The 24001-nt window shown below is 60.0% G+C and carries 18 protein-coding genes and 1 tRNA gene; 8 read left to right on the plus strand and 11 right to left on the minus strand.

All coding sequences use genetic code 11. The features are described 5' to 3' along the window. Positions 1–57: 57 nt before the first annotated feature. A complete protein-coding gene (locus tag ABD653_RS04005; RefSeq protein ID WP_160779973.1) occupies positions 58–2379 on the plus strand; it encodes an ATP-dependent helicase in 2322 nt (773 codons plus the stop codon). Here ABD653_RS04005 and trhA read toward each other — a convergent pair. The 4 genes from trhA to ABD653_RS04025 all read right to left on the minus strand — a co-directional run bounded on the left by trhA (position 2376) and on the right by ABD653_RS04025 (position 6040). Beyond that, on the minus strand, positions 2376–3008 hold the full coding sequence (trhA, locus tag ABD653_RS04010; RefSeq protein WP_160779974.1) for a PAQR family membrane homeostasis protein TrhA: 633 nt from the start codon (positions 3006–3008) through the stop codon (positions 2376–2378). The genes ABD653_RS04005 and trhA overlap by 4 nt on opposite strands. An 86-nt stretch (positions 3009–3094) precedes the next feature. Then, entirely contained in the window at positions 3095–3910 is an 816-nt protein-coding gene (locus tag ABD653_RS04015; protein ID WP_160779975.1) for a sterol desaturase family protein, read from the minus strand. Positions 3911–3962: 52 nt separating this feature from the next. Then, positions 3963–5375 carry a DEAD/DEAH box helicase gene (locus tag ABD653_RS04020; RefSeq protein WP_160779976.1) on the minus strand — a complete coding sequence of 471 codons (1413 nt, stop codon included), beginning with the start codon at positions 5373–5375 and terminating at the stop codon, positions 3963–3965. A 113-nt stretch (positions 5376–5488) separates the two neighbouring features. After that, positions 5489–6040: a hypothetical protein gene (locus ABD653_RS04025; protein WP_160779977.1), complete on the minus strand. Its 552-nt coding sequence runs from the start codon at positions 6038–6040 to the stop codon at positions 5489–5491. A gap of 160 nt (positions 6041–6200) precedes the next feature. On the opposite strand from ABD653_RS04025, the gene ABD653_RS04030 reads away from it, so the two are divergent. Both ABD653_RS04030 and ABD653_RS04035 read left to right on the plus strand, forming a co-directional pair. Continuing rightward, positions 6201–7649: an FAD-binding oxidoreductase gene (locus ABD653_RS04030; RefSeq protein WP_160779978.1), complete on the plus strand. Its 1449-nt coding sequence runs from the start codon at positions 6201–6203 to the stop codon at positions 7647–7649. Positions 7650–7734: 85 nt separating this feature from the next. Next, positions 7735–8520, plus strand: a complete 786-nt coding sequence (locus ABD653_RS04035) for a SapC family protein (RefSeq protein WP_160779979.1) — start codon at positions 7735–7737, stop codon at positions 8518–8520. A 182-nt stretch (positions 8521–8702) separates the two neighbouring features. Here the strand turns inward: ABD653_RS04035 and ABD653_RS04040 are convergent, their stop codons facing one another. Continuing rightward, positions 8703–9560, minus strand: a complete 858-nt coding sequence (locus ABD653_RS04040) for an N-formylglutamate amidohydrolase (protein ID WP_344705281.1) — start codon at positions 9558–9560, stop codon at positions 8703–8705. A 185-nt stretch (positions 9561–9745) separates the two neighbouring features. On the opposite strand from ABD653_RS04040, the gene cpdR reads away from it, so the two are divergent. From cpdR to ABD653_RS04065, 5 genes are all read left to right on the plus strand, one after another. Next, positions 9746–10138: a cell cycle two-component system response regulator CpdR gene (gene cpdR / locus ABD653_RS04045; RefSeq protein ID WP_160779981.1), complete on the plus strand. Its 393-nt coding sequence runs from the start codon at positions 9746–9748 to the stop codon at positions 10136–10138. A gap of 72 nt (positions 10139–10210) precedes the next feature. Further along, positions 10211–10285, plus strand: a tRNA-Val gene (locus ABD653_RS04050). Between the two features lie 138 nt (positions 10286–10423). Then, positions 10424–11641, plus strand: a complete 1218-nt coding sequence (locus ABD653_RS04055; protein WP_160779982.1) for an NADP-dependent isocitrate dehydrogenase — start codon at positions 10424–10426, stop codon at positions 11639–11641. Positions 11642–11737: 96 nt separating this feature from the next. Further along, positions 11738–13378 (plus strand): bifunctional GNAT family N-acetyltransferase/carbon-nitrogen hydrolase family protein, encoded by a 1641-nt coding sequence (locus tag ABD653_RS04060; RefSeq protein ID WP_160779983.1) that lies wholly within the window; start codon positions 11738–11740, stop codon positions 13376–13378. A gap of 47 nt (positions 13379–13425) precedes the next feature. Next, positions 13426–15186, plus strand: coding sequence for a cation:proton antiporter domain-containing protein (locus ABD653_RS04065; protein WP_160779984.1), 1761 nt, complete (start codon positions 13426–13428; stop codon positions 15184–15186). Between the two features lie 3 nt (positions 15187–15189). Here the strand turns inward: ABD653_RS04065 and alaS are convergent, their stop codons facing one another. From alaS to smpB, 6 genes are all read right to left on the minus strand, one after another. After that, positions 15190–17841 (minus strand): alanine--tRNA ligase, encoded by a 2652-nt coding sequence (gene alaS / locus ABD653_RS04070; protein WP_160779985.1) that lies wholly within the window; start codon positions 17839–17841, stop codon positions 15190–15192. An 86-nt stretch (positions 17842–17927) separates the two neighbouring features. Further along, positions 17928–18758: a class I SAM-dependent methyltransferase gene (locus ABD653_RS04075; protein WP_160779986.1), complete on the minus strand. Its 831-nt coding sequence runs from the start codon at positions 18756–18758 to the stop codon at positions 17928–17930. 286 nt (positions 18759–19044) lie between these two features. Next, the gene (gene recA / locus ABD653_RS04080; RefSeq protein ID WP_160779987.1) at positions 19045–20103 is read right to left on the minus strand and encodes a recombinase RecA; all 1059 of its coding nucleotides are present in this window, start codon (positions 20101–20103) and stop codon (positions 19045–19047) included. 136 nt (positions 20104–20239) lie between these two features. Next, complete coding sequence (locus ABD653_RS04085) at positions 20240–22687, minus strand: hybrid sensor histidine kinase/response regulator (protein ID WP_160779988.1); 2448 nt, start codon at positions 22685–22687, stop codon at positions 20240–20242. Next, positions 22684–23268, minus strand: a complete 585-nt coding sequence (locus ABD653_RS04090; RefSeq protein WP_234032203.1) for a DUF2062 domain-containing protein — start codon at positions 23266–23268, stop codon at positions 22684–22686. Before ABD653_RS04090 ends, ABD653_RS04085 begins: the two co-directional genes overlap by 4 nt. 143 nt (positions 23269–23411) lie before the next feature. After that, entirely contained in the window at positions 23412–23894 is a 483-nt protein-coding gene (gene smpB, locus ABD653_RS04095) for an SsrA-binding protein SmpB (protein ID WP_160779989.1), read from the minus strand. Positions 23895–24001 lie beyond the last annotated feature (107 nt).

A 24001-nucleotide genomic window follows, 5' to 3' on the forward strand; every position in this document is an offset into this window, starting at 1 on the left:
ATGGCAGACAGCGCGCTTGCGGACAATGGCGATGTTCCCTAACTGTTCACTGATCGCATGACTGACACATCCCCTGCCCTCTACCCGCTGGCCGAAGCTGCCGGAGATGCCGACCTTCCGCCTTATGCGGAACGGCTGAACATGCCGCAGCGTGAGGCTGTGTTGACGACTGAGGGCCCGGTGCTGATGCTGGCCGGAGCGGGTACTGGCAAGACCGCCGCACTAACCGCCCGGCTTGCGCATCTGATTGCAACGCGCAAGGCCTGGCCGAGCGAGGTGCTATGCGTCACCTTCACCAACAAGGCCGCACGTGAAATGCGGCACCGTGTTGGACAACATATCGGCGATGCGGTGGAGGGTATGCCTTGGCTCGGCACGTTTCATTCGATTTGCGCCAAGATGCTGCGTCGCCATGCCGAACTTGTCGGATTGCAAAGCAATTTCACCATCATCGACACCGACGACCAGTTGCGCTTGCTCAAACAACTGATCCAGCAGAACGATCTGGACGAGAAACGCTGGCCTGCGCGGCAATTGGCCGGGCTGATTGACCGGTGGAAGAACCGCGGGCTCAATCCCGGTGATCTCGATGCAATCGAGAACGAAAGCTACGCCGATGGCAAAGGCAATCACTTCTACACATTGTACCAGGATCGTTTGAAAGCGCTCAACGCCTGCGATTTCGGCGATTTGTTGCTCCACATGCTCAACATTTTCCGCCGCGAACGTGGTGTGTTGGAGGAGTACCAGCGCCGCTTCAAATATATCCTGGTGGACGAGTATCAGGACACCAACGCCGTCCAGTATCTCTGGCTGCGACTGCTTGCGCAGGAGCGCAAGAATATCTGCGTGGTCGGCGATGATGACCAGTCGATCTACTCCTGGCGCGGCGCAGAAGTCGCCAATATCCTGCGGTTCGAAAAGGATTTCCCGGGGGCGAAAGTCATCAAGCTGGAGCAGAATTATCGCTCCACCCCCTATATCCTCGCGGCTGCATCGGGCCTGATAGGTGCCAATAGCGAGCGGCTCGGCAAAACGCTGTGGACCGAGATTGATGGCGGCGAAAAAGTTCGCGTGATCGGCGTTTGGGACGGCCCCGAGGAAGCGCGGCGCGTTGGCGAAGAGATCGAACGGCTGGAGCGTGAAGGCGCACCGCTGGATGAAGTTGCGATCCTCGTCCGCGCGCAATACCAGACCCGCGAATTTGAAGACCGCTTCATCCAGATCGGCCTCAATTACCGGATCATCGGCGGCTTCCGCTTCTACGAACGCGCAGAAATCCGAGATGCGCTCGCCTATCTGCGGGTCATCGCCCAGCCGCAAGACGACCTTGCGTTTGAGCGGATCTACAACCAGCCCAAACGCGGGCTTGGAGCCAAGACGTTGGAGAAGATGCACCAGCATGCCCGGCGCACCGGCCTGCCCCTAGCGGCTGCGTCACTGCAATTGGCAGATAGTGACGAGCTGCCCAAACGCGCCGCGGGCACGATTGCGGGGCTGATGGGCCAATTCCTGCATTGGCGTGAACAGGCCGAAGTAACGACCCCGTCGGAATTGCTGCGACAGGTCCTCGACGACACCGGCTATACCACCATGCTCGAAAACGAGAAATCGGCCGAGGCCAAAGGACGGCTCGAAAACCTGTCCGAACTCGCTCGCGCGATGGAAGAATACGAGACGCTGGGCGATTTCCTCGAGCATGTCAGCCTGGTGATGGACAATGACGCCAACCCTGATGACGAGAAGGTCACCATCATGACCATCCACGCCGCCAAAGGTTTGGAGTTCAACCACCTCTTCCTGGTCGGCTGGGAGGAAGGCGTATTCCCGAGTCAGCGTTCGCTCGACGAAGGCGGGTTGGCCAGCCTCGAGGAAGAACGCCGCCTCGCCTATGTCGCGATCACCCGTGCGCGGCGGCGCTGCACAATCCTGCACGCTGCCAACCGGCGCATTTATGGCCAATGGACCAGCTCCATCCCGAGCCGTTTCATTGAGGAATTGCCCGAAGACCAGATTGAGCAGGAAACAACCATGACCGGTGGTGCCTCGCTCTGGCGTGCCAATTGGAGCGAAAGCGACGATCCCTTCGCCCATGTCAGCGGGTCACGCCCCGATCGCTCAAACGCCCGCGGCCCCGGCTGGCAACGCGCCTTGTCGAGCGGTTACGACACCAAACAGGCCGTGGTGAAGGAAAGCCGGCGAAGCGCCGCCAGCTTCGCCGCCAAGCCGCGCACCGACATCGCCGTGGGTCAGCGCGTGTTCCACGACAAATTCGGTTACGGCTTCGTCATGGACCAGGAAGGCAACAAGCTGGAGATCGAATTCGAGACCAGCGGTCTCAAGCGGGTCATCGACAGCTTCGTGAAAGCGGCGGACTAGCTGGAAATCGCCACCCAGATCGCAGCAAAGAACGAGCCGCCACCGAGCGTGCCGAAGGCATGCCAGATCGGGTAGCGATAGCTGAGTCCTTTTTTGCGGTAGAACAGCGTACCGATCGTGTAAAATATCCCGCCTGCGGCAATCGCTGCAGTCGTAAATCCCGGAAGCTCGGCCCAGAAGTCCGGCAGAGCGATCAGGGCGAACCAGCCTAGCCCGAGATAGGAAACAAGCGACCAGCGCGAGTCGATTTCGGTAGCGAAGAATTTGAACCACATGCCCATGAGCGCGAAGAGCCAGATTACGGCCAGAATCATGCTCGCAGTCCAGGTCCCTGCCTTGACCAGCAGTGGACTGAACGTACCCGCAATAACCAGGTAAATGGCCGCATGGTCCCACCTGCGCAGTGTCGCCCGCCAATGGTGGCGGGGCAACAGGTGGTAGGCAAAGGAAATGCTGATCGAGAACAGCGCGGCAACGACATAGATCGCAGCTGCGATTTGTACCGATTGGTCGTCCAGCAGCGTCGTCTTTCGCAGCAGGAACACGCCCGCCACCAACAGGCCAACAAGGCCAATCGCGTGGACAATTCCATCTGCGATGCGTTCTGGCGGGGTCTTGCTCGGATACATGGCGGCTCCCTTAAGGCCGCCGACTCCAAAATCAAACCAGTGCCTTGATTGAATCGGCCTGATGCTTGCGCGAAGATTCGCGCCGGTCAGGCCGCTTTGGTCGTCGTGTCAGCGCGGCGAGTGCCGGCCCATGCTTCAAATGGCCGTGCGATCTCGCCCACAAGGCCGCGTGATCCGCCGTCTACGCCAGTGCGGCAATTCACATAGGGCGCAGGGTCGATATAAGTGCCGAACAAACGGTCCCACAGGGTGAGCACACCGCCATAATTGCTGCCGCACAGCTGGAGATCGTCGATATGGTGGAGGCGGTGTGCGGCTGGCGAGATCAACCATTTGCCAACCGGACCGAGAGTCCATGGCACGTCGGCGTGAATGAAATGGCCCCACCACGCGCGTACCAGTGCGCACGCTGCGATGGCCCATACCGGCAAGCCCAACAGCAACAGCGGCGCAGTATCCACGAACAGCGCGAGGATGTACGCCAGTGGATGTTTCCGCAGCAACGCGAGCCAGGTCATCGCTTCATCGGAATGATGGACGGCATGCATTGGCCATAGCGCCGGAAGATGCTCGATGCGGTGGCGCCAGTAGATCACGAATTCGCCCAGAAGCAGCGTGACGACCAATGTCAGGACAGGAGTTGCACCCGCCCAAAACGCGGCAAGCGTCTCGCTGACAACCAGCGCATCGGCCCACCATGCAGCGGCGCTGGCGAAAAAGGCTGCGAGGATCACATAGTTGATGATGACGAGGCCCAAATTGACCTCACTCTCATGCCGACTACGCTTCAGCGCATCCCAGACCGCGCCGCGCTTCACGACGAGCGCAAGCATAGCGAACAATACGGCCATCGGGGCCAATTTCGCGATTACTGCGAGAGTGGTGGCGGCAAGCACGTCCATATGGAGGCTCTTGCCAGAATCATCGCAAACAACCCGTTAACGGGCCGCGATCTTACTTGGTTGCCGAAACGCCGAGAAATCCGGGCTGCGGACCGTTCCACTCACCCGGCTCAGTCGGCTCTTCGTGTTCTTCACGCCGAGGCTTCCCGCCGCCACGCTTGGTTTCCGATCGCTTGGGCTCTTCCTCACGCTCTTCACGCTTCTTGCGTGGCTTGCGCTCGCGCGGAGCCTCGTCGCCAGTTTCTTCGCGTGTCTCTTGGCGGGCCTTGCGCGGTTTGCGTTGCGGCTTCTCGTCGCGCTCGTCGTCATCGGCAGGCTTGGACGGCGCCTCTTTCAGTTCGACCCGCACATCATCCTTGCCGAACACAGGGATCTTGGATTTGGTCAGCTTTTCGACATTGTCGATTGCTTCTGCATCTTCGTCAGTCACAAATGTAAATGCGCGCCCCTTGGCCCCGGCACGGCCCGTGCGGCCAATGCGGTGAACGTAGTCATCGGGGTGCCATGGGGTGTCGAAATTGAACACGTGGCTGACGCCCTTGATGTCCAACCCGCGCGCCGCAACATCACTGGCAACCAAAATGTTGATATCGCCGGATTTGAAGCGATCCAGTTCCTGCTGGCGCGTTGCCTGGTCAATGTCGCCGTGGATTTCGCCACTGCTGAAACCGGCGCGCTGCAAATGCTTGTTCAGTTCGCGCACAGTCGTCTTGCGATTGGAGAAGATGATCGCCGTTTCGACGTGGTCGTTGCGAAGCAGCCATTCCAGCGTTTCGCGCTTCTGCCGCGGCTTCACATTGACCCTGAAGGCCGTGATATCCTTGTTCGTCGTCGCCGCCCGGCTCACTTCGATCCGCTTGGGATTGCTCATGAACTGCTTCGACAATTTCTCAATCGGCGGCGGCATGGTCGCGGAAAACAGCATCGTCTGGCGCTGTTCCGGCAGTTTCGAGCAAATGAACTCGATATCGGGAATAAAGCCCATATCCAGCATCCGGTCGGCTTCATCTATCACCAGCAGCTCACACCCGTTGAGCAGGATCTTGCCCCGCTCGAACAGGTCCATCAGGCGGCCCGGAGTGGCAATCAGGACATCAACGCCTTCGTTCAGCGCCTTGATCTGGTCACCCATTTGAACGCCGCCAATCAGCAGCGCCATTTTCAGGTCGTGGTTTTCGCCATACTTTTCGAAATTTTCAGCAACTTGCGCGGCCAATTCACGAGTCGGCTCTAGGATCAGGCTGCGCGGCATCAGCGCCCGGCGACGGCCGGCTGCCATGATATCGATCATCGGAAGCACAAAGCTGGCGGTCTTGCCAGTCCCCGTCTGCGCGATGCCGATGATGTCTTTCATCATCAGGACGGGCGGGATCGCCTGGGCCTGGATCGGGGTCGGTTCACTATAACCGGCCGCATCAACCGCTTGCATCAATTCAGTTGAGAGGCCGAGATCGGCAAATTTCATTCAAATGTCCGGAGTTGGGTCGCCCGTAAGGGCGAGATTTCAAAGTGATGCTGCGAGAGAGCAGACCACAGGCGCGCCATTTGCCAGAACACCCCGAAATGTCAAGAAATGGCCTAGTTTCGAACGGGGACCATTTGGCGAATTCGCGACAATTCACACTTCGCACCAGTGCGCGATTGCAGCTTGTCCCGGTTGATGCAGAGATTTCCATCATCGCTCGGTTCGACATAGAAACCCGAATAGAAATCCCGCGCGCGACATGCTTTTTCAAGTTGCGCGCTGATCATACGGCGATCGCGCAGAAACAAGATCAATCGGCTGGCCCCGCCTGTCTGCACCGCCGCCACGCTGCGCATAGGGAAACACTTGCCCATCTTGCGTTCGGCAAAACGGTCGGGGAAACGCCGCGGCAAATCGGCCAGAACCGCTGCATTGCTAGGGCGGGCGGGCGATACCCGGATCACGACGCGTCGTTCGATCCGCACCTGCATCGGATACCCTTGTGGGCGCCAGGCCTCGAATGCTGTCCATTGCTGGTCAGATGCAGACGCTTCGGCAATCGGCTTCTTGGGGCCCAGCTGCGCTGGATTTGTGGCATCATCGGCAGTGCCTGCTGGGGGCAGCATCAGCGCTAATGGCGCGAACAAGGCTGTCCAGCTGAACATCGCGATCGAGTTTCCTGCCTCCCTTTGGTCGCCCGAAAACCGGTCGCGACCCGAATGATGTCGGCGGCAATAGCACCGACAATTGAATGGCGGCTTAATTGAGTTTTCAGGCAACGCAAGTTCTGGCGGGCACAGGGCGGGCTGTGCCATAGGCGCGATCATGAGCAACACCGAATCTTTCCTCGCCGATGCGCAGGCCCTGCTGGGTGCGCGTGGCCTGACCTCCGATCCGGACCTGATGGAGCCGTGGCTGACCGATTGGCGCGGTCGCTACACCGGGCGCGCCATTGCCCTGGCCTCCCCCAAAGACACCAGCGAAGTGGCTGGATTGGTGAAGCTGTGCGCGAAGTATCAGATCCCGATCGTTCCCCAGGGTGGCAACAGTGGCATGTCCGGCGGCGCGACACCCGACGATAGCGGCGAGGCGATTGTCCTCTCCCTGCGGCGGATGGATGCGATCAGGGATCTCGACACAGATAGCGGGCAGGTCGTTTGTGACGCCGGCGTCATCTTGCAACATCTGCACGAGGCCGCGGAAAGGGAAGGTTTGCGCTTTCCCCTGACGCTGGGTGGCAAGGGTTCAGCCACCGTCGGCGGACTAATTGCGACCAATGCGGGCGGTACCCAGGTGCTGCGCCACGGCACTATGCGCGCGCAGGTTTTGGGACTGGAAGCAGTCATGCCCGATGGTGGCATTTTCGATGGCCTAGTACCGCTAAAGAAAGACAATCGCGGGTTTGACCTGAAACAACTCCTGATCGGTTCGGAAGGAACGCTGGGAATCGTCACCGCAGCCAGCCTTCGGCTCCTGCCGGCCATTGGCAGCAGGACAGTGCTGTGGGCCGGATTGCCCAGCCTTTCGGCAGCACGTCAATTGCTGGTCCATTCGCAGAAGACCGCTGGCGAAGCGCTAGAAGGGTTTGAAGTGTTGCCCCAGCACAGCCTGGAAGCGGTACTGGACCATTTGCCCGATGCACGTGATCCGCTGACAGAGCGCCACGCATGGTATGCGTTGATCGAACTGGTGGCTGGGCAGAATGGTGAAGAAGCCCTCGCCCAGTTGTCCGAAGATCTTTTGGCCAGCGCACTGGAAGAAGGCTTGCTCGACGATGCAACGATTGCTGCCAACGAGACCCAGGCCGACGAACTGTGGCTGATCCGCGACTCGATCGCACCAGCGGAGCGTGCGATCGGGCCAGCGATGCAGCACGACATTTCTGTCCCCGTCGACAAGATGGCGGATTTCGTGGAATTCGCGGCGCCCGAAATGGAACGCCGCTTCCCGGGAACGACTTCAGTAGCCTTTGGCCACCTTGGCGATGGCAATGTCCATTTCCACATTCTGGCGCCTAAGGGAGCGGTACGGGGTGCGTGGGAAGAGAGTGAAGGCAAACTGATCAGTGCCGCTGCGCACGATCTCGTCACCGAATGGGGCGGATCAATCAGTGCCGAGCATGGGATCGGCCAAATGAAGCGTGATGAACTGGGCCGGCTGGGTGATCCCGTATCGCTCAAACTGATGCGCAGCATTAAAGACGCGCTCGATCCACAAGGGCTCCTGAACCCCGGTAAGCTTGTCCCGCTTGCACCGGACGCAATCACGCCTTAAAGCGCAGCCTTATCTAGCGTGGCGGCCCAGTCGCAAACCTTGTCGCCGCTCGAGACCATATTCCAGACTATTTCGGAGACCGTTCATGGCCAGCGCGCCTCAGCAGCCCAGCCTGCCCCTGTTTTACAATGACTTGATGCCGCTCAACACACGGGATCACAGCAATTTCAAGAGCAAGACCTTGGAATCGGCCAAGTGGTTGGCCGCGCAGCATGCGATTCCCTTGACCGTCGACGAATTCGTCCAGGCCCAGCGCGATTTCCCGATTGTTTTCTCTTCGGGCGACAATCCGCTCCCGCTGGCATTGATGGGCCTCAACGAGGGCGTGAACACGTTCGTCGATGACGAAGGCAAGATTAACGATCCGATCTACCTGCCAGCGTATATCCGCCGCTATCCCTTCCTTCTCGCGAAGCTCAACGAAGACAGCGACGACCTGTCGCTTTGCTTCGATCCGACTGCGGAATCGATTGGCGAATTCGAAGATGGCGAGCCTATGTTCAACGAAGATGGCTCGACGACCCAGCCGACCAAGAACATTCTCGAATTCTGCGAGAAATTCGAGGAAGCCGGCCTGCGCACCAAGGCGTTCGTCGACCAGCTGAAGGAAAACGACCTTCTGATGGATGGTGAAATCTCCATCGAACGCGTCGAAATGCCCGGAAAGCCCTATGTTTACCGTGGCTTCCAGATGATCAACCAGGAAAAGCTGCGCGAAGTCAAAGGCGAAACGCTGGAGACCTGGAACCAGAACGGCATGATGGCCCTGATCTACGGTCACCTGTTCTCGCTCGACCTGATGCGCTCGATCTTCGCGCGCCAGGTCAATATGGGCAAGGTTCCAGAACCGGCTGAAGAAGCCGCAGTATAGACAGCTACATTTTCGGCGGCACGGCTTCTTGAAGAATGTGCCGTCGATTACGATATTGAGGGTGACCGGGCGGCCATACCCCCCTCATCGGTTGTCCGGTCTGGTGCATTACGGTGCACCACCTCCCTGAACCTTGGCCTCCTCGTGCGATCTTCGCACGGGGAGGTTTTTTCTTTGAGGGGCTATTCTGCCGCGATCGGGAGGCCCTTGTCGCGCTCTGTACGTGAGACTTCGTCGGCCAAATTCCGGACCAGGCCCGCCAGCATCTTTGCAAGCGCGGGCAATCGGGCGCTGGGCTCCGACAGGCGCGAATCGAGATAGAGTGTGCGGCAGATTTCCAGCTGGATGGCATGGATGCCCAGTGACGGCTTGCCATGGCGATCCAGCACATACCCGCCTGCATAAGGGCGATTATGCGCCGCTCGCCTGTCTTGGCGAGCCAGATAACGCAGGGCAGCCGCCGAAAACATGCCGTCGCTAGAAGCACCGAACCGGTCGCCGATCACAAATTCCGCCGGTGTATCATCCGGATGGCGTTTCTTGAGGGGCGGCATGGAATGCATGTCGATGAGCAGAGCAGCACCCCATTGTTGCCTCAGCGCAGAAAGCGCCTGCGACACGGCCTTGTGATATGGCGCATGGACCGACTCGATCCGCGCAGTGACTTCGCCATGATCGATCCGCTGGCGCCAAATCTCACCCAACCCTGAAAGGCGGCGCGGAATAAGACCTAACCCACTGCGGGCACGCCGGTTGGAGCGGGAATGGCTCCCTCGCGTCGGCGACCCGTCGGCTATCATGGACCAGTCCATGTCATCATCGGCCCGGTTCAGATCGAGCATCGCACGCGGCGCGTGTGCAACAATAAGAGGGGCGCCGGTCTGTCCGGCCAGGTCGCGTGCCAGAACATCTACCATGCGATCTTCCAGTCGCAGGGTGGAGAATTCCGGGTCTCGCATCCTTTCACGCAGCGATTCAGGATAGTGACGCCCCGCATGCGGCACGGCCAGCAGGATCGGAACTGCAGACTTTTCAGCCATTTGGAGCGTGAACGCAGGGTGATTCGAGCCGGGAATCTGTCCCCCGTCCGTCACCCTGATCGACCTGCCCGGATCGCGTTTCGTCATGTGCCTTGTGCTGAACCGGATCGTACTGTGTGTCAAAGCAGGTCGCCTGATATGTCGCGAAAGATTTCTTAAGCGGTTCGATGTATAGGGGCCAGCATATGACACACCCAATACCTTCCCGCCGTATCCTGCTGGCAGAAGACGAGGAGGCCATGCGGACCTACCTCACGCGTGCCCTCCAGAATGCCGGATATGATGTCGTATCGGTGGATCGCGGCACTGCTGCGCTGCCGGCGCTCGAATCCGAACATTTCGATCTTCTCCTGTCCGACATCGTCATGCCGGAAATGGACGGAATTGAATTGGCACAACGCTGCAACGAAGTGAGCCCGCATACCAAGGTGATGTTTATCACAGGTTTTGCTGCCGTTTCGCTCAAGGCGAGCCGCGACCAGCCGCGGGCCAAGGTCCTGTCGAAGCCATTCCATCTGCGCGATCTGGTGCTGGAAGTGGAGCGCGTGTTCGAAGAACGCGAGCAGGCAACGGTTTAGGCCTTGCGCCCATAGAATCGCGTCGCTACATGGCGCGTCCTGTCACGGCCAATCGTGGCAGTCCGATGGTGCGGGCGTATAGCTCAGTGGTAGAGCACTGTATTGACATTGCAGGGGTCGGAAGTTCAACTCTTCCTACGCCCACCATCAGCTGAAAAGCCCGCCCGACCGGCGGGCTTTTTCGTATCGGAATGACCACATGCATCCGATCACCTTGCGTGAAACGGCCCCTCTGCTAAAGCGCGCGCAACCCAGAATCTCCCCGTAAGAGGCAACAGGCACATCATGCAGAAAATTCAGGTCAAAAACCCGGTCGTCGAGCTCGATGGCGACGAAATGACGAAGATCATCTGGCAGTGGATCCGCGAGCGGCTGATCCTGCCCTATCTCGATGTTGACCTGAAATACTACGATCTCTCGATCGAGAGCCGTGACGCAACCGATGACCAGATCACCATCGATGCGGCGAACGCGATCAAGGAACATGGCGTTGGCGTGAAATGCGCCACCATCACTCCCGACGAGCAGCGCGTGGAAGAGTTCGGATTGAAGAAAATGTGGGTCAGCCCCAACGGCACGATCCGCAATATCCTCGGCGGTGTGGTATTCCGCGAGCCGATCGTGATCGACAATGTCCCGCGCTTGGTCCCCGGCTGGACCGACCCGATTGTTGTCGGCCGGCACGCGTTTGGCGATCAATACCGCGCCAAGGACACGCTGATCCCGGGTGCCGGCAAGCTGCGTCTTGTTTTTGAAGGTGCCGATGGCGAGAACATCGATCTCGATGTGTTTGAATTCCAGTCCAGCGGCGTCGCCATGGCGATGTACAATCTCGACGATTCGATCCGCGACTTCGCCCGTGCCAGCTTCGCGTATGGCCTCGACCGGAAATGGCCGGTGTATCTCTCGACCAAGAACACGATTCTCAAGAAATACGATGGCCGGTTCAAGGATCTGTTCGAAGAAGTGTTCAATGCAGAATACAAGGACAAGTTCGAAGAGGCTGGTATCCACTACGAGCACCGCCTGATCGACGACATGGTCGCAGCGGCCATGAAGTGGAACGGCAAATTCGTCTGGGCTTGCAAAAACTATGATGGCGACGTGCAATCGGATGTGGTTGCGCAGGGCTTCGGCTCGCTCGGACTGATGACCTCGGTTTTGATGACGCCGGATGGCAAGACGGTGGAAGCAGAAGCTGCCCATGGCACCGTCACCCGCCACTATCGCCAGCACCAGCAGGGCAAGGCGACTTCGACCAACCCGATCGCCTCCATCTTCGCATGGACCCGCGGCCTGATGTATCGCGGCAAGTTCGACAACACGCCCGATGTCGTGAAATTCGCCGAAACGCTGGAGCGGGTCTGCATCGAGACCGTTGAAAGCGGCTCCATGACCAAGGATCTCGCCCTGCTGATCGGCCCGGAACAGAACTGGCTGACGACCGAGCAGTTCTTCGAAGCAATCGTCACCAATCTCGAAAGCGAGATGGCCAAAGGCTGACGACCAAGAATTTGGCCGGCATTGGCCACATGGCAATAGGGCGATCTATCCGGCAGGGTGGATCGCCCTTTGTCCTTTCTGACGGAATCACAAGTCATGACCCAGTCGAGTAGCAAAGCCCGTTTGGAAGTCCGCCAGGCAGAGCTCGCCGATGTGCGCGCCATCGCCGATCTCGTTCGCAGAGCCTACGCGGACCTGCCCGCTTACACCCATGGCGAAATCAGGGGGCAGCTGAACAACTATCCCGAAGGATGCTTCGTGGCGAAGCTGGATGGCAAGCTGGTTGGCTATTGCGCGTCGATGCGCCTTTCCGAGAGAGTAGCCCTCTCCGATCACAGTTGGGACGAGGTCACCGGCAATGGGTTCGGCAGCCGGCATAATGCCAAAGGCGATTGGCTATACGGCTATGAAATGTGCGTTGATCCGAAAAGCCGCGGCACACGCATAGGCCGTCGCCTTTACGAAGAGCGCCGCGCGCTTGCAGAACGGCTCGAGCTGAGCGGGATCGTGTTTGGCGGACGTATGCCCAACCTAGCCAAGGCGATGCGGCGCAAGCGGCATCCGGTAGATGGGCCGGAAGACTACCTCGCCCAGGTGACAGATTCAAAAATCCACGACCCGGTCCTGCGCTTCCAGCTCGCCAACGGGTTCGAGCCTCAGGGCATCATCAGCAACTACCTGCCGGAGGATAGGCAATCCAAGGCATTTGCCGTCCGGATGGTGTGGCGCAACCCATATGTCGACAGCGATTCCCCGAAGAAGCATCGCGTGCCGCGCGATGTGCAAAGCGTGCGGATCGCCACTTGCCAGCTCCAGGCGCGCGCCGTGTCCGATTTCGATGAATTCATGAAGCAAATCGAATATTTCGTGGACGTCGCAGCGGATTACGAGGCCGACTTCATTGTCTTTCCAGAGCTCTTCACGCTGATGCTGTTGAGCGCGGAGGACGAGGAACAGGCCCCGCTGGAATCGATCGAATTGCTCAGCCGGTACACACCGCGTATCCGCAAGGCGTTGAGCGAATTGGCGCTCAACTACAACATCAACATCATCGGCGGTTCGCACCCGACACGCATGGAGGACGGGGACATTCACAATGTCGCCTATGTCTGCCTGCGCGATGGATCGATCCACGAGCAGGAGAAGATCCACCCGACCCCGAACGAGGCCTATTGGTGGAATATCAAGGGCGGCGACAGCATCGATGCCATTCCGACGGATTGTGGCCCGATTGGCGTGCTGATTTGTTACGACAGCGAATTCCCGGAACTCGCGCGCAGGCTGGTCGATGAAGGGGCGCGGATCATCTTTGTGCCGTTCTGCACCGACAGTCGCCAGGGCTATATGCGGGTGCGCTATTGTGCGCAGGCGCGGGCCATCGAGAACCAGTGCTATGTCGTGATGAGCGGCAATGTCGGCAATTTGCCCAATGTCGCCAATATGGACATTCAATACGCACAAAGCTGCATCCTGACTCCGTGCGATTTCCCGTTTGCTCGGGACGGGATCGCCGCGGAAGCAAGCGAGAATGTCGAGACGCTAACGATCAGCGATGTGAACCTCGCCGACCTCAGCTGGGCGCGCGCCGAAGGTACCGTCCAGAATCTCGCGGACAGGCGGTTCGACCTCTATCGGATCGAGTGGGACAAGCGCGTTGGCCAGATCAGCCCGCGCATCGGGGAGGAACCGGACGGCTCTGCCCCTTCCACCGGCCGTCACGCAGGCCGCGGCGGATAAGCTTCGCACAGGCGTGACGCAGCGCAACACATTGCTATAGATGGGCAATGGCCGGCGAACTCTCCCCCTCCCCGATCCTTCAGGATGCGTTGGTGATTCTTGGAGCGGCAGGGATTGTGATCCCGGTTTTCGCCCGCTTCAAGATCACGCCCGTGATCGGGTTTATCCTGATCGGCATCCTAGTCGGGCCATTCGGCCTGGGCGCGCTGGTCTACGATTATGACTGGCTGCAATATATAACGATATCCGATCCCGAGGGGTTGGACCCCTTTGCCGAATTCGGGATCATCCTGCTGCTCTTCACAATCGGGCTCGAACTCAGCTTTAACCGCCTGTGGCAGATGCGCAGGCTGGTGTTTGGCCTAGGCGCCATGGAATTGTTGGTAATCGGCAGTTCCCTTGCCTTTGTCCTGGCCATGATGGGGCAATTCTGGATTGGCGCGCTCGCGCTGGGCTTCGCCCTCGCATTCTCTTCCACCGCCATTGTGCTGCCGATATCAGGCACGCGATCTCCGGTTGGCCGCGCCGCACTGTCCATGCTTCTGTTCGAAGACATAATGATCGTTCCGATCGTCTTCATTCTCGGCGCGCTGGCCCCTTACGCGCAAAGCGATGGGGACAGCAGCATCGTCACTGTGTTGTGGCAAGGCGGGCTGGTGGTCATCGCGCTGCTCGTCCTGGGCCGGATTGCCCTGCCGCGCCTGTTTGCCCAGGCTGCGCGAACGAAAAGCCCCGAGCTGTTTCTTGCCGCCTCGCTCCTTGTCGTCATCGGGGCGAGCCTGGCTACGGCGGCGACGGGCCTCTCCCCTATTGTCGGCGCGCTGATTGCTGGCCTGCTGATCGCTGAAACCGAATATCACGGCGAGGTCGAGAGCATCATGGAGCCGTTCAAGGGCCTCGCGCTCGGGATCTTCCTGATCACAGTCGGGATGAGCATCGATTTGCGCAGCATTTGGGAGAATCTGTGGCCGATTGTGGCCGCTGTCGTGCTGGTGCTGGTGTTTAAGGCGCTGGTGACCGGCATGTTGTTACGGTTCATGGGGGCACGGCGCAGCACCGCTGCCGAAACAGGCATCCTCATGGCAAGCCCGTCCGAAACGACGCTGATCGTCTTGTCCGCCGCCGGCTCAGCCATGTTGATCCAGCCCGGCACAGCGCAATTCTGGCAGATCGTAACTGCCATCGGCCTGACCGTCACACCGCTGCTGGCCATGCTGGGGCGCGCCATTGGTCGCCATGTCGAACCGGTGCCGGAACTGACCGAGGAAGAGCGCGGCGAGCCACGCGTGATCATCATTGGCGTCGGACGGGTCGGGATGCTGGTGGCCGACATGCTCAAGGCGCATGATCGCCCTTATGTGGCGATCGACAGCGATGCAGACCTGATCTCGGAAGCCCGCAAGCTCGGCTATCTCGCCACATTCGGGGATGCGGCGCGTGGCGACGCCTTGAGCAGGCTGGGGATCGAGAGGTCCCCGGCAGTCGTGCTGACCATGGATGAGCCGGTACTGGCGCAGCGCCTCACCCACAAATTGCGCAAGGCCTATCCGGATCTGCTCATCGTTGCTCGTGCGCGGGACAGTGTCCACGCTGCCGATCTGTACCGCGCCGGTGCCAGCCATGCGGTGCCTGAAACACTCGAGAGCTCGCTGCAACTATCCGAAGCAGTTCTGGGGGATATCGGCGTCCCGATGGGGCCGGTGATCGCCTCTATTCACGAGAAGCGCGACGAATTCCGGGACCTAATCCAGAAAGATGCAGGGCTGGAGCACAAGCCCAAACTGCGCACCAGCTCGCTGCAGAACTAGGTCTTAGCCGGCAATAATCGCGCGCACTGCATCGAGAGCCGCCTCACCTTTCGATCCGTCGGGGCCGCCACCCTGGGCCATATCGGGCCGGCCACCGCCGCCCTTGCCGCCAAGCGCCTCGACGCCGGCCTTTACCAGATCGACCGCGCTGAAACGGTCGATCAGATCATCAGTCACCGCTGCTGCAAAAGCTGCCTTGCCGTCATTCACCGCACAAATCGCAGCCACGCCCGAACCGATACGTTGCTTGGCTTCGTCCAGAAGGCCGCGCAGATCCTTGGGATTGAGACCTTCGATGACTTGTCCGCTGAAGGTGACATCACCAATGGTCTCATCCTGCGGCCCGCTTGCGCCAGCACCGCCGCCCAGAGCGAGTTGCTTCCTCGCTTCGGCCAATTCCTTTTCGAGCGTCTTGCGTTCGTCCAGCAGTGCCGAAACACGGTCTGCGACCTCTTCCGGATTGGTCCGCAATGCAGCGGCAGTCGCCTTCAATGCATCTTCGCGTTCGACCAGCCATTGGCGCGCCGCATCGCCGGTCAGCGCTTCGATCCGGCGGACACCGGAGCTGACCGCACTTTCCGATACGATCCGGAACAGCTGGATATCGCCAGTAGCACGGACATGGGTGCCGCCACACAGCTCGACCGAATAACTCAGCCCTTCTGTGCCCGGACGCCCCATCGATAGCACACGGACTTCCTCGCCATATTTCTCGCCAAACAGGGCCAAGGCACCCGCTTCGACGGCATCGTCCGGGCTCATCAGACGTGTGGTGACCGGTTCATTCGCCCGAATTTCCGCATTCACCTCCGCTTCGATCGCAGCGATATCGTCCTCGCTTAGGGGTTTCGGATGCGAGAAATCGAACCGCAGGCGCTCTTCGGCTACCAAGGAGCCTTTTTGCGTAACATGGCCACCAAGCCGGTTGCGCAAGGCCGCATGGACCAGGTGGGTCGCAGAATGGTTGGCGCGCACGCGATCGCGTCGGTCTGCATCGACATCAAGATGAAGCGTATCGCCGGTCCGGATAGTGCCGGTTTCGATTTTGCCCTGATGCGAATGCAAGCGCCCGAGGGGCTTGCCCGTATCGGTGATGTCGATCTTCACGCCATCAGGCGTGGACATTGTCCCCATATCGCCGGTCTGACCGCCGCTTTCGCCATAGAACGGCGTCTGGTTGGTCAGGATGATCACTTCGTCACCTGTTTCCGCAGTCTCGACCTCGGCGCCATCCCTGACCAGCGCGACGACCCGGCCTTCGCCGCTTGTCGACGTATAGCCGGTGAATTCGGTCGCGCCTTCGCGCTCGGCAATGTCGAACCAGACTTCACTGTCTGCCGCCTGGCCAGAACCCTTCCACGCTGCCCGCGCGGCTTGTTTCTGGCGTTCCATTGCAGACTGAAAGCCGGCCTCATCGACGGAGATGTTGCGGGCCCGCAGCGCATCCTCGGTCAAATCGTAGGGGAAGCCGTAAGTGTCGTAGAGCTTGAACGCGGTTTCGCCATCGAGCCGGTCGCCTCCACTCATCGAGCCAGTGGCTTCGTCGAGCAGTCGCAATCCCTTGTCGAGCGTCTGGCGGAACCGGGTTTCCTCGCGTTCCAGCGTTTCTTCGATAAGATCCTGGCCGCGCGTCAGCTCGGGATAGGCCTGACCCATTTCGGTCACCAGGGCAGGTACGAGCCGGTGCATCAGCGGTTCGCTTGCACCCAACAGATGCGCGTGTCGCATGGCGCGACGCATGATCCGGCGCAGCACATAGCCGCGCCCTTCATTGGATGGCAGAACTCCGTCGGCGATCAGGAAACTGGTGGAACGCAGGTGATCGGCGATGACGCGGTGGCTTGCGGTTTGGTCACCCTCTGCCTTCACGCCAGTCAAATTCTCGGACGCGCCGATCAACTCCTTGAACGTGTCGGTGTCGTAATTGTCATGGACACCTTGCAGCACGGCCGCGACGCGTTCGAGGCCCATGCCGGTATCAATGTTCTTGCTGGGCAACTCGCCAGTGACCTGCCCGGCAGCCTGCACGTTCTGCATGAAGACGAGGTTCCAGATCTCGACAAAGCGATCGCCGTCTTCATCCGGCGATCCCGGCGGACCTCCGAAGATATGATCGCCATGGTCGAAGAAGACCTCAGAACACGGGCCGCACGGGCCATCATCGCCCATCGCCCAGAAATTATCCTTGGTTGCGATACGGATAATCCGCTCTTCAGGCAGACCTGCGACCTTCTTCCACAGGTCGAAGGCTTCATCGTCGGTGTGATAGACCGTCGCAGTCAGGCGGTCTGCATCGATGCCCCATTCCTTGGTCAGCAAAGTCCAGGCGTGTTCGATCGCCGGTTCCTTGAAATAATCACCAAATGAGAAATTGCCGAGCATCTCGAAAAAGGTGTGATGCCGCGCTGTGTAACCGACATTGTCGAGATCGTTATGCTTGCCGCCTGCGCGGACGCATTTCTGCGAGCTTGTTGCCGTGGCGGCTGGGGGCGTTTCCAGACCGGTGAACACATTCTTGAACGGAACCATGCCCGCATTCACGAACATCAAGGTCGGATCATTATACGGCACCAGCGGCGCAGAGGCGATCTCGGCGTGGCCCTGACCGGCAAAATAGTCCAGAAAACTGCGGCGGATGTCGTTGGTCGAATGCATGGCAGCGAATTAGGCGCTGCACGCCGCCGGGACAAGCTTGGAAATGCGTCTCTGTACCGCGCCGCTACAAAGGCGACGCGGTGCCGCTAGCGACGCCCCGGCCGCGCGGAGACAATCCAGGCGCCGGCACGCAGCGCAACTATCGATCCATCGGCGCTGTTGGCAAGGAAGCGTCGTAGCCGCCCGACAAATCGCCCCTTCTCCTCGTCATCAAGTTCGGCCGCCGCACTGGCGGCGGGCCCGATCAACAAGAAGTGCTTTACCGCCTCCTCCACCGCGTCATCTCCGGCGCCGGCAACGAAGGCGTAATCAACCGGCTCGATGGAAATGTCGATCCAGCCTGCGCGAGAGAGGATCATTTCGACACGCTTGGGATCGGCAAACGCAAAGGGACCTGGGGCATACGGATCCGGAATATCGCCAAGGCCCGCAGGGAGCAGGCTGAGAATCCGTTCCGACCATGCGTTTTCGGAGGAGTCGCGGAAGCAACTGAAGACCAGGCGGGCGTCGTGATCAGCAATCGATGCAAGATGCTCGAACGAAGCGACCGGGTCATCGAAGAACATGACCCCATGGCGCGAGACCAAAAGGTCTGGTGCAAAGCCCGGCTTGCTCCATTCGGCTGCATCGCCGCATGCGAAGCTGACATTGGCAAGATGGCTGCCGCGATCCTTGGCAACGGCAATCAGCTCATCGCTGACATCGACCCCGATGATTTCGGCCATGGAATGGCCCCGGCCGAGCGCAAGCGACAATTCGCCTGCCCCGCAACCGATATCCAATGCCTGCCTGATCGGCCTGGCGCTGGCACGACCCAAAAGCCGGTCGGTCAGGCCTGTGAAGCTGCGGTCCGTTCGAGCCCAATGCGTTGCCCACGTCGTACCCACACGCCCTTGCCACGCTGCCTTGTCGGTCATGGTGCCCCCCGTTTGCTCGGCCTGTCACAAGCCATCGCCATCAAGTGCTGAGAATAGCTTGCCAATCAGGGTAAAGCACACAGGGCTGCATGCAAGGTTGCACCTGCCGGAGGCCAATTGCGATGGGTCCGCAAGGCGGTCAAGTCGCCCGGCGTCACCACGCCGGCAGATGAAATCCGCATGCAACGGAAAAGCCGGCCCGATCACCACCAGGGATCACGTGCCGGCTTTCCATGTGTTCGGGTGCCAATATTGGGGACAGTGGCACCCGCTTGAGAAGAGTGTCTCAGTCCTCCGCGTCAGGACCGGTCATCATCTCCTCGGCGACCTCGTCGGTTTTACCGCGGATGACGGCTTCCAACTTGTCGCGAACTTCAGGGTTTTCATCGAGATAGGTTTTCGAGTTTTCGCGGCCCTGCCCGATGCGGACACTATCGTAGCTGAACCAGCTGCCCGACTTCTCGACCACGCCGGCCTTGACGCCAAGATCAAGGATCTCTCCCGTCTTGGATATGCCCTTGCCATACATGATGTCGAACTCGACCTGCTTGAACGGCGGGGCGACCTTGTTCTTGACCACTTTGACGCGAGTCGAGTTGCCGACCACTTCGTCACGATCCTTGATCTGCCCAGTGCGACGGATGTCGAGACGGACCGAAGCGTAGAATTTGAGCGCATTGCCGCCGGTTGTGGTTTCCGGATTGCCGTACATCACACCGATCTTCATCCGCAGCTGGTTGATGAAGATGACCATGCATTTGGAACGGTTGATCGAACCCGTCAGCTTGCGCAAAGACTGGCTCATCAGGCGGGCTTGGAGGCCGACATGGCTGTCGCCCATTTCGCCCTCGATCTCTGCCCGCGGCACCAGCGCGGCGACCGAATCGACCACCAGCACGTCAATCGCATTGGAGCGCACCAATGTGTCGACGATTTCCAGCGCTTGTTCTCCGGTATCGGGCTGCGAGACGATCAGTTCGTCGATATCGACGCCCAAGGCCTTGGCATAAACAGGGTCGAGCGCATGCTCCGCATCGACGAAGGCGACACTGCCGCCAGATTTCTGTGCCTCGGCCAGAACATGCAAAGCGAGCGTCGTCTTGCCCGAGCTTTCCGGCCCGTAGACTTCAATCACGCGGCCCTTGGGCAGACCGCCAATTCCCAATGCGATATCGAGGCCGAGCGAGCCGGTAGAGATCGATTCGATATTCATCGCCTCTTTCGAGCCCAGCTTCATTGCCGAGCCTTTTCCGAAAGCGCGATCAATCTGTGCAAGGGCGGCGTCCAGCGCCTTCTGACGGTCCACGGTTTTTTCCTTTTCAACCAGCTTCAGATTGGCGGACATCGCATTGTCTCCCTCGCTTGCCTAGGGGCCCATTGCCCTTATCGACAAGCACCATGTATCGGTTTTGTTCTCATAGAACAAGAGGGGAACGGATTTTTTTCTCCATAGCGGAGCAATTCCGACGTCCCAGCGTCGCCTAGCGGTCTTGCGAGGCACCCAAAACCTCGCCCACTTTCTGGGAAATCTGCTGCACGCTGAAGGGTTTGGGAATAAAGTGCATGTTGTCGATATCGATATCGTTGCGCAGCTGCTCCTCGGCGTAGCCGGACATGAACAGGAACGGGATCGAAGGCGCTACACGGCGGATCGCGCGCGCCATGGCAGGGCCATCCATCCCAGGCATCACCACATCGGAAACGACCAGGTCAAAACTGCCGCCATTGGCAATCGCGGCCAACCCCTCTTCCCCATCTGCACATGCAGTCACTGCGTAGCCTGCGCGGCTCAGAGCGCGCTCGGCCACGGCCCGCACCATGTCCTCGTCCTCGACCAGCAGGAGCTTGCCCCCGCCCGACCATTCACTTGGCGGTGCATCGTCATCCTTCGAAGCCGCCGCAGGCACATCACCGTGATGGACCGGCAGATAGATCGTAAAGCGCGCGCCGCTCGGCTTGCCCCCGGCCCCGGCGACATTGTCCGCAAAAATGAAGCCGCCGGACTGCTTCACGATCCCGTAGACTGTCGACAGGCCCAGCCCTGTGCCCTTGCCCTGCTCTTTGGTCGTAAAGAACGGTTCGAAAATCTTGGGCAGAACATCATCGGGAATGCCACCCCCGGTATCCTGCACTATCAATGCGGTATAGTCGCCCACCGGCAAGATGTCGGACCCCATGCCCTGCACGTCTTTTGCCAACACCCGCCGGGTCGCCATCGTCAGGCGCCCTTTACTGTTGCCGCCTGACTGGATGGCATCGCGGGCATTGACGGCCAGGTTGATGATCACCTGTTCCAACTGGCTCGGATCGGCTCGGACCGGTCCCAGATCGCGATCATGACGAACTGTAAATTCGATCTTCTCGCCTACCAGCCGCTTGAGCAACTGGTTCACTTCGCTGACCACATCGGGCAGCTGGACCACTTCGGGCCGCAAGGTTTGCTGGCGACTGAAGGCGAGTAATTGCCGCGTCAGGCTGGCGGCACGATTGGAGTTCGCGCGGATCTGCTGGATATCGTCATAGTCGCTATCACCCGGCGTATGGCGCAACAGCATGAGATCGCAATATCCGATGATCGCGGTCAGTACATTGTTGAAGTCATGCGCGACACCGCCGGCCAACTGGCCGACCGCCTGCATCTTGGTCGCTTGCGCAACCTGGCGTTTCAGCTTCGTCTCTTCCGAGGAATCAGCGAGGCTCAGCAAGACCGCCGCATCACCAAGTCCGCGCACTCCGGCAAGGCCGAGCGAGACGGGATCTTCCGGCACACTGCGCAGCCGGATCGCCATGTCTCCGCTATTGGCCGATCCCTTGCCGAACCGGCGCACGGCATCGGCCAGCGCGCCCTTGTCTTCTTTCACCACCAGGTCGGACGGATATTGCGGCAATCCCTGCTCTTCGCGATCGATTGCGCGCAAGAAGGGCGCGTTGCCGAACAGGAACCGGCCGTCACGATCGGTCATCGCAAGGCCGAGGGGCAATGCGCCTAGCAATGATTCGAGCTGCGGTGTCGCATTCGCCGTGCCGGTGTCCTCGCCCGCTCCCAATGCGATACCATGCTCGACCAGCAGCATTAGCGAGGGCACCTCGTCGGCCGCCGCGCCGCGCTGGTCATCCGGATTGTTAAGCGGCACATGGACCAGCGCGTGCGGCGTGCCGCGACGGCCCTCACGGCTGAAGTAAATCCGGTCGCGTTCGTCAGTGCGCAGCAAGGAAACATAGTCCTGCCCGGCCAGAGTCGCATTGGCATCGCCCGATGCGCGTTCCGCGAAGCCCGGCGCGACTGCCCGGATGACACCATCCGCGCCTACCAGGGCAGCCTCCACTCCCGCACGCGAAAGCATGGTGCCAAAAGTTCCGCTGACCTGCTGTGCCAATTCTCCGGCAGCATCACCAGCTTCGAGCGAACGGAAACGCCACAGCAAATAGTCATCACCGCGCCCGGCCCGCTCCGCTTCGGCTCGCCAAATGCGGGCGCCATCGGGGCTGGAAACCCGGTCCGCGATCGAAGAACCATCGCGCCACGCCTCGCGCGCAACACGGGTCAGCGCTTCGTGCGACGGGCCATCAAGGGCAATATTGGGTGGTGCCTTGCCGACGCCGAACTGGTCGGCATAGCGGGTATTCGCGCACACAAGCCGGTTCGCCCGGTCAGTAATCGCAACTCCGGAATCATCGCGATTAATGGCCGCAACGGTTACCGACCAGTCCGGTTGAGCAAGCTCGTCCTCCTGCGCCACCGGCCGGGATCGACCCAATGCGATCGCCAACACCACCAAAGTCGCCAAGCCTGCAGCATAGGCAATGGTCAGGACCGGCAACTGGCTGACAAACCAGACCGCACCGATGCTGGCGAGCAAGGCTATGCCAAGACCTCCCCAGATCGGTGAAACCTTCGTCGTCCCCTGCCCCGACGGAACCAGTTTCATCCGCGGTTCGCCTCCAGGCGCTGGTTCAGGCGATCTTCCATCTTGCGCAGTCGGCGGCGGCGTTTGAGGTGAACGACCCGGCGCCACCACGCACCCGCTAGCAAGTATCCAACCGCAGCCGATACTACCGCAAGAACGACAAATCCGAAGGCTGTGACGCCCGCCAGCTCGAAGAAGCTTGCCAGCATGCCCTTGTCATCCGCCAATTGGCCGGCGGTACCGGCACCCATTGCGCGATCGATATTGAGCACAAGTTCACCGACCTTCTTCGCCACAACCGCCCAGAACGGGAAAGTGAACGGATTGGTCACGAAAGTCACCAGCGCCGATATCGGCACATTGGCGCGCGCCGGCAGAGCCATAAAGGCTGCAAGAAAAATCTGTCCGAGCGGAACGATGAAGGCACAGAATAGGCCCAACGCAACCCCGCGCGGAACGGAGCGACGGGTGAACCGCCACAGCTCCGGACTCAGGAACCGGTGGGCAATTGGCGCAAGATACTTGTTCTTCGCCATCTCTTCCCGAGAAGGCATGTAACGCCGGATCAGATCGGCCAGAAAAGTCTTGCTCTTGATGTTCATGACAATGCCCTGCCAATGCGCGAGGGCGCAGCAATAGGCAAGAAGTCGCCGCAATTATCAGACAGAATGGCCATCACAATCGATATGGGTAGCCTCTCGCAAATGGCCAGAGGCTGAATCGCGCCAGCAGCGCCAAAATCCGGCTAGCCGCGGTCTCGCAAAATCCGTGCCTTGTCGCGCTTCCAATCGCGATCCTTGACATACTCGCGCTTGTCCTGCGCCTTTCGGCCCTTCGCGAGCCCGATCTCGACTTTCGCGCGCCCGGTGGAATTGAAATAGATGCTGAGCGGCACCAGGGTCATACCCTTGCGCTCCACCGCCCCAACCAGCCGTTCGATTTCGCGCCGGTGCAACAGCAGCTTTCGCGGGCGGCGCGGTTCGTGGTTGAACCGGTTGCCGTGGCTGAATTCGGGGATGTTGGCATTGATCAGCCAGGCCTGCCCGTCACGGATCTCGGCATAGCTTTCGGCAATGCTCGCCTCTCCCGCCCGCAGAGACTTAACCTCGGTACCCTGCAGGGTCAGCCCGGCTTCGAACTTGTCTTCGACCGCATAGTCAAATCGCGCGCGCCGGTTTTCGGCGACGGTCTTTTGCTTGTCGAAGGTTTCGGGTTTGGGGCGGGCCATGATCGCGCGCATGTAGGGGGCCAGACGCGTTTGGGAAAGGCCTCTCTCGCTGCTTGTCTCCTCTCTGTTCACAAGAGGCGCGACGCAGCACTAGCTGACCACTCGAC

This window comes from Parerythrobacter jejuensis (genome assembly GCF_039536765.1).
GTDB classification, from domain to species: Bacteria; Pseudomonadota; Alphaproteobacteria; order Sphingomonadales; family Sphingomonadaceae; genus Parerythrobacter; species Parerythrobacter jejuensis.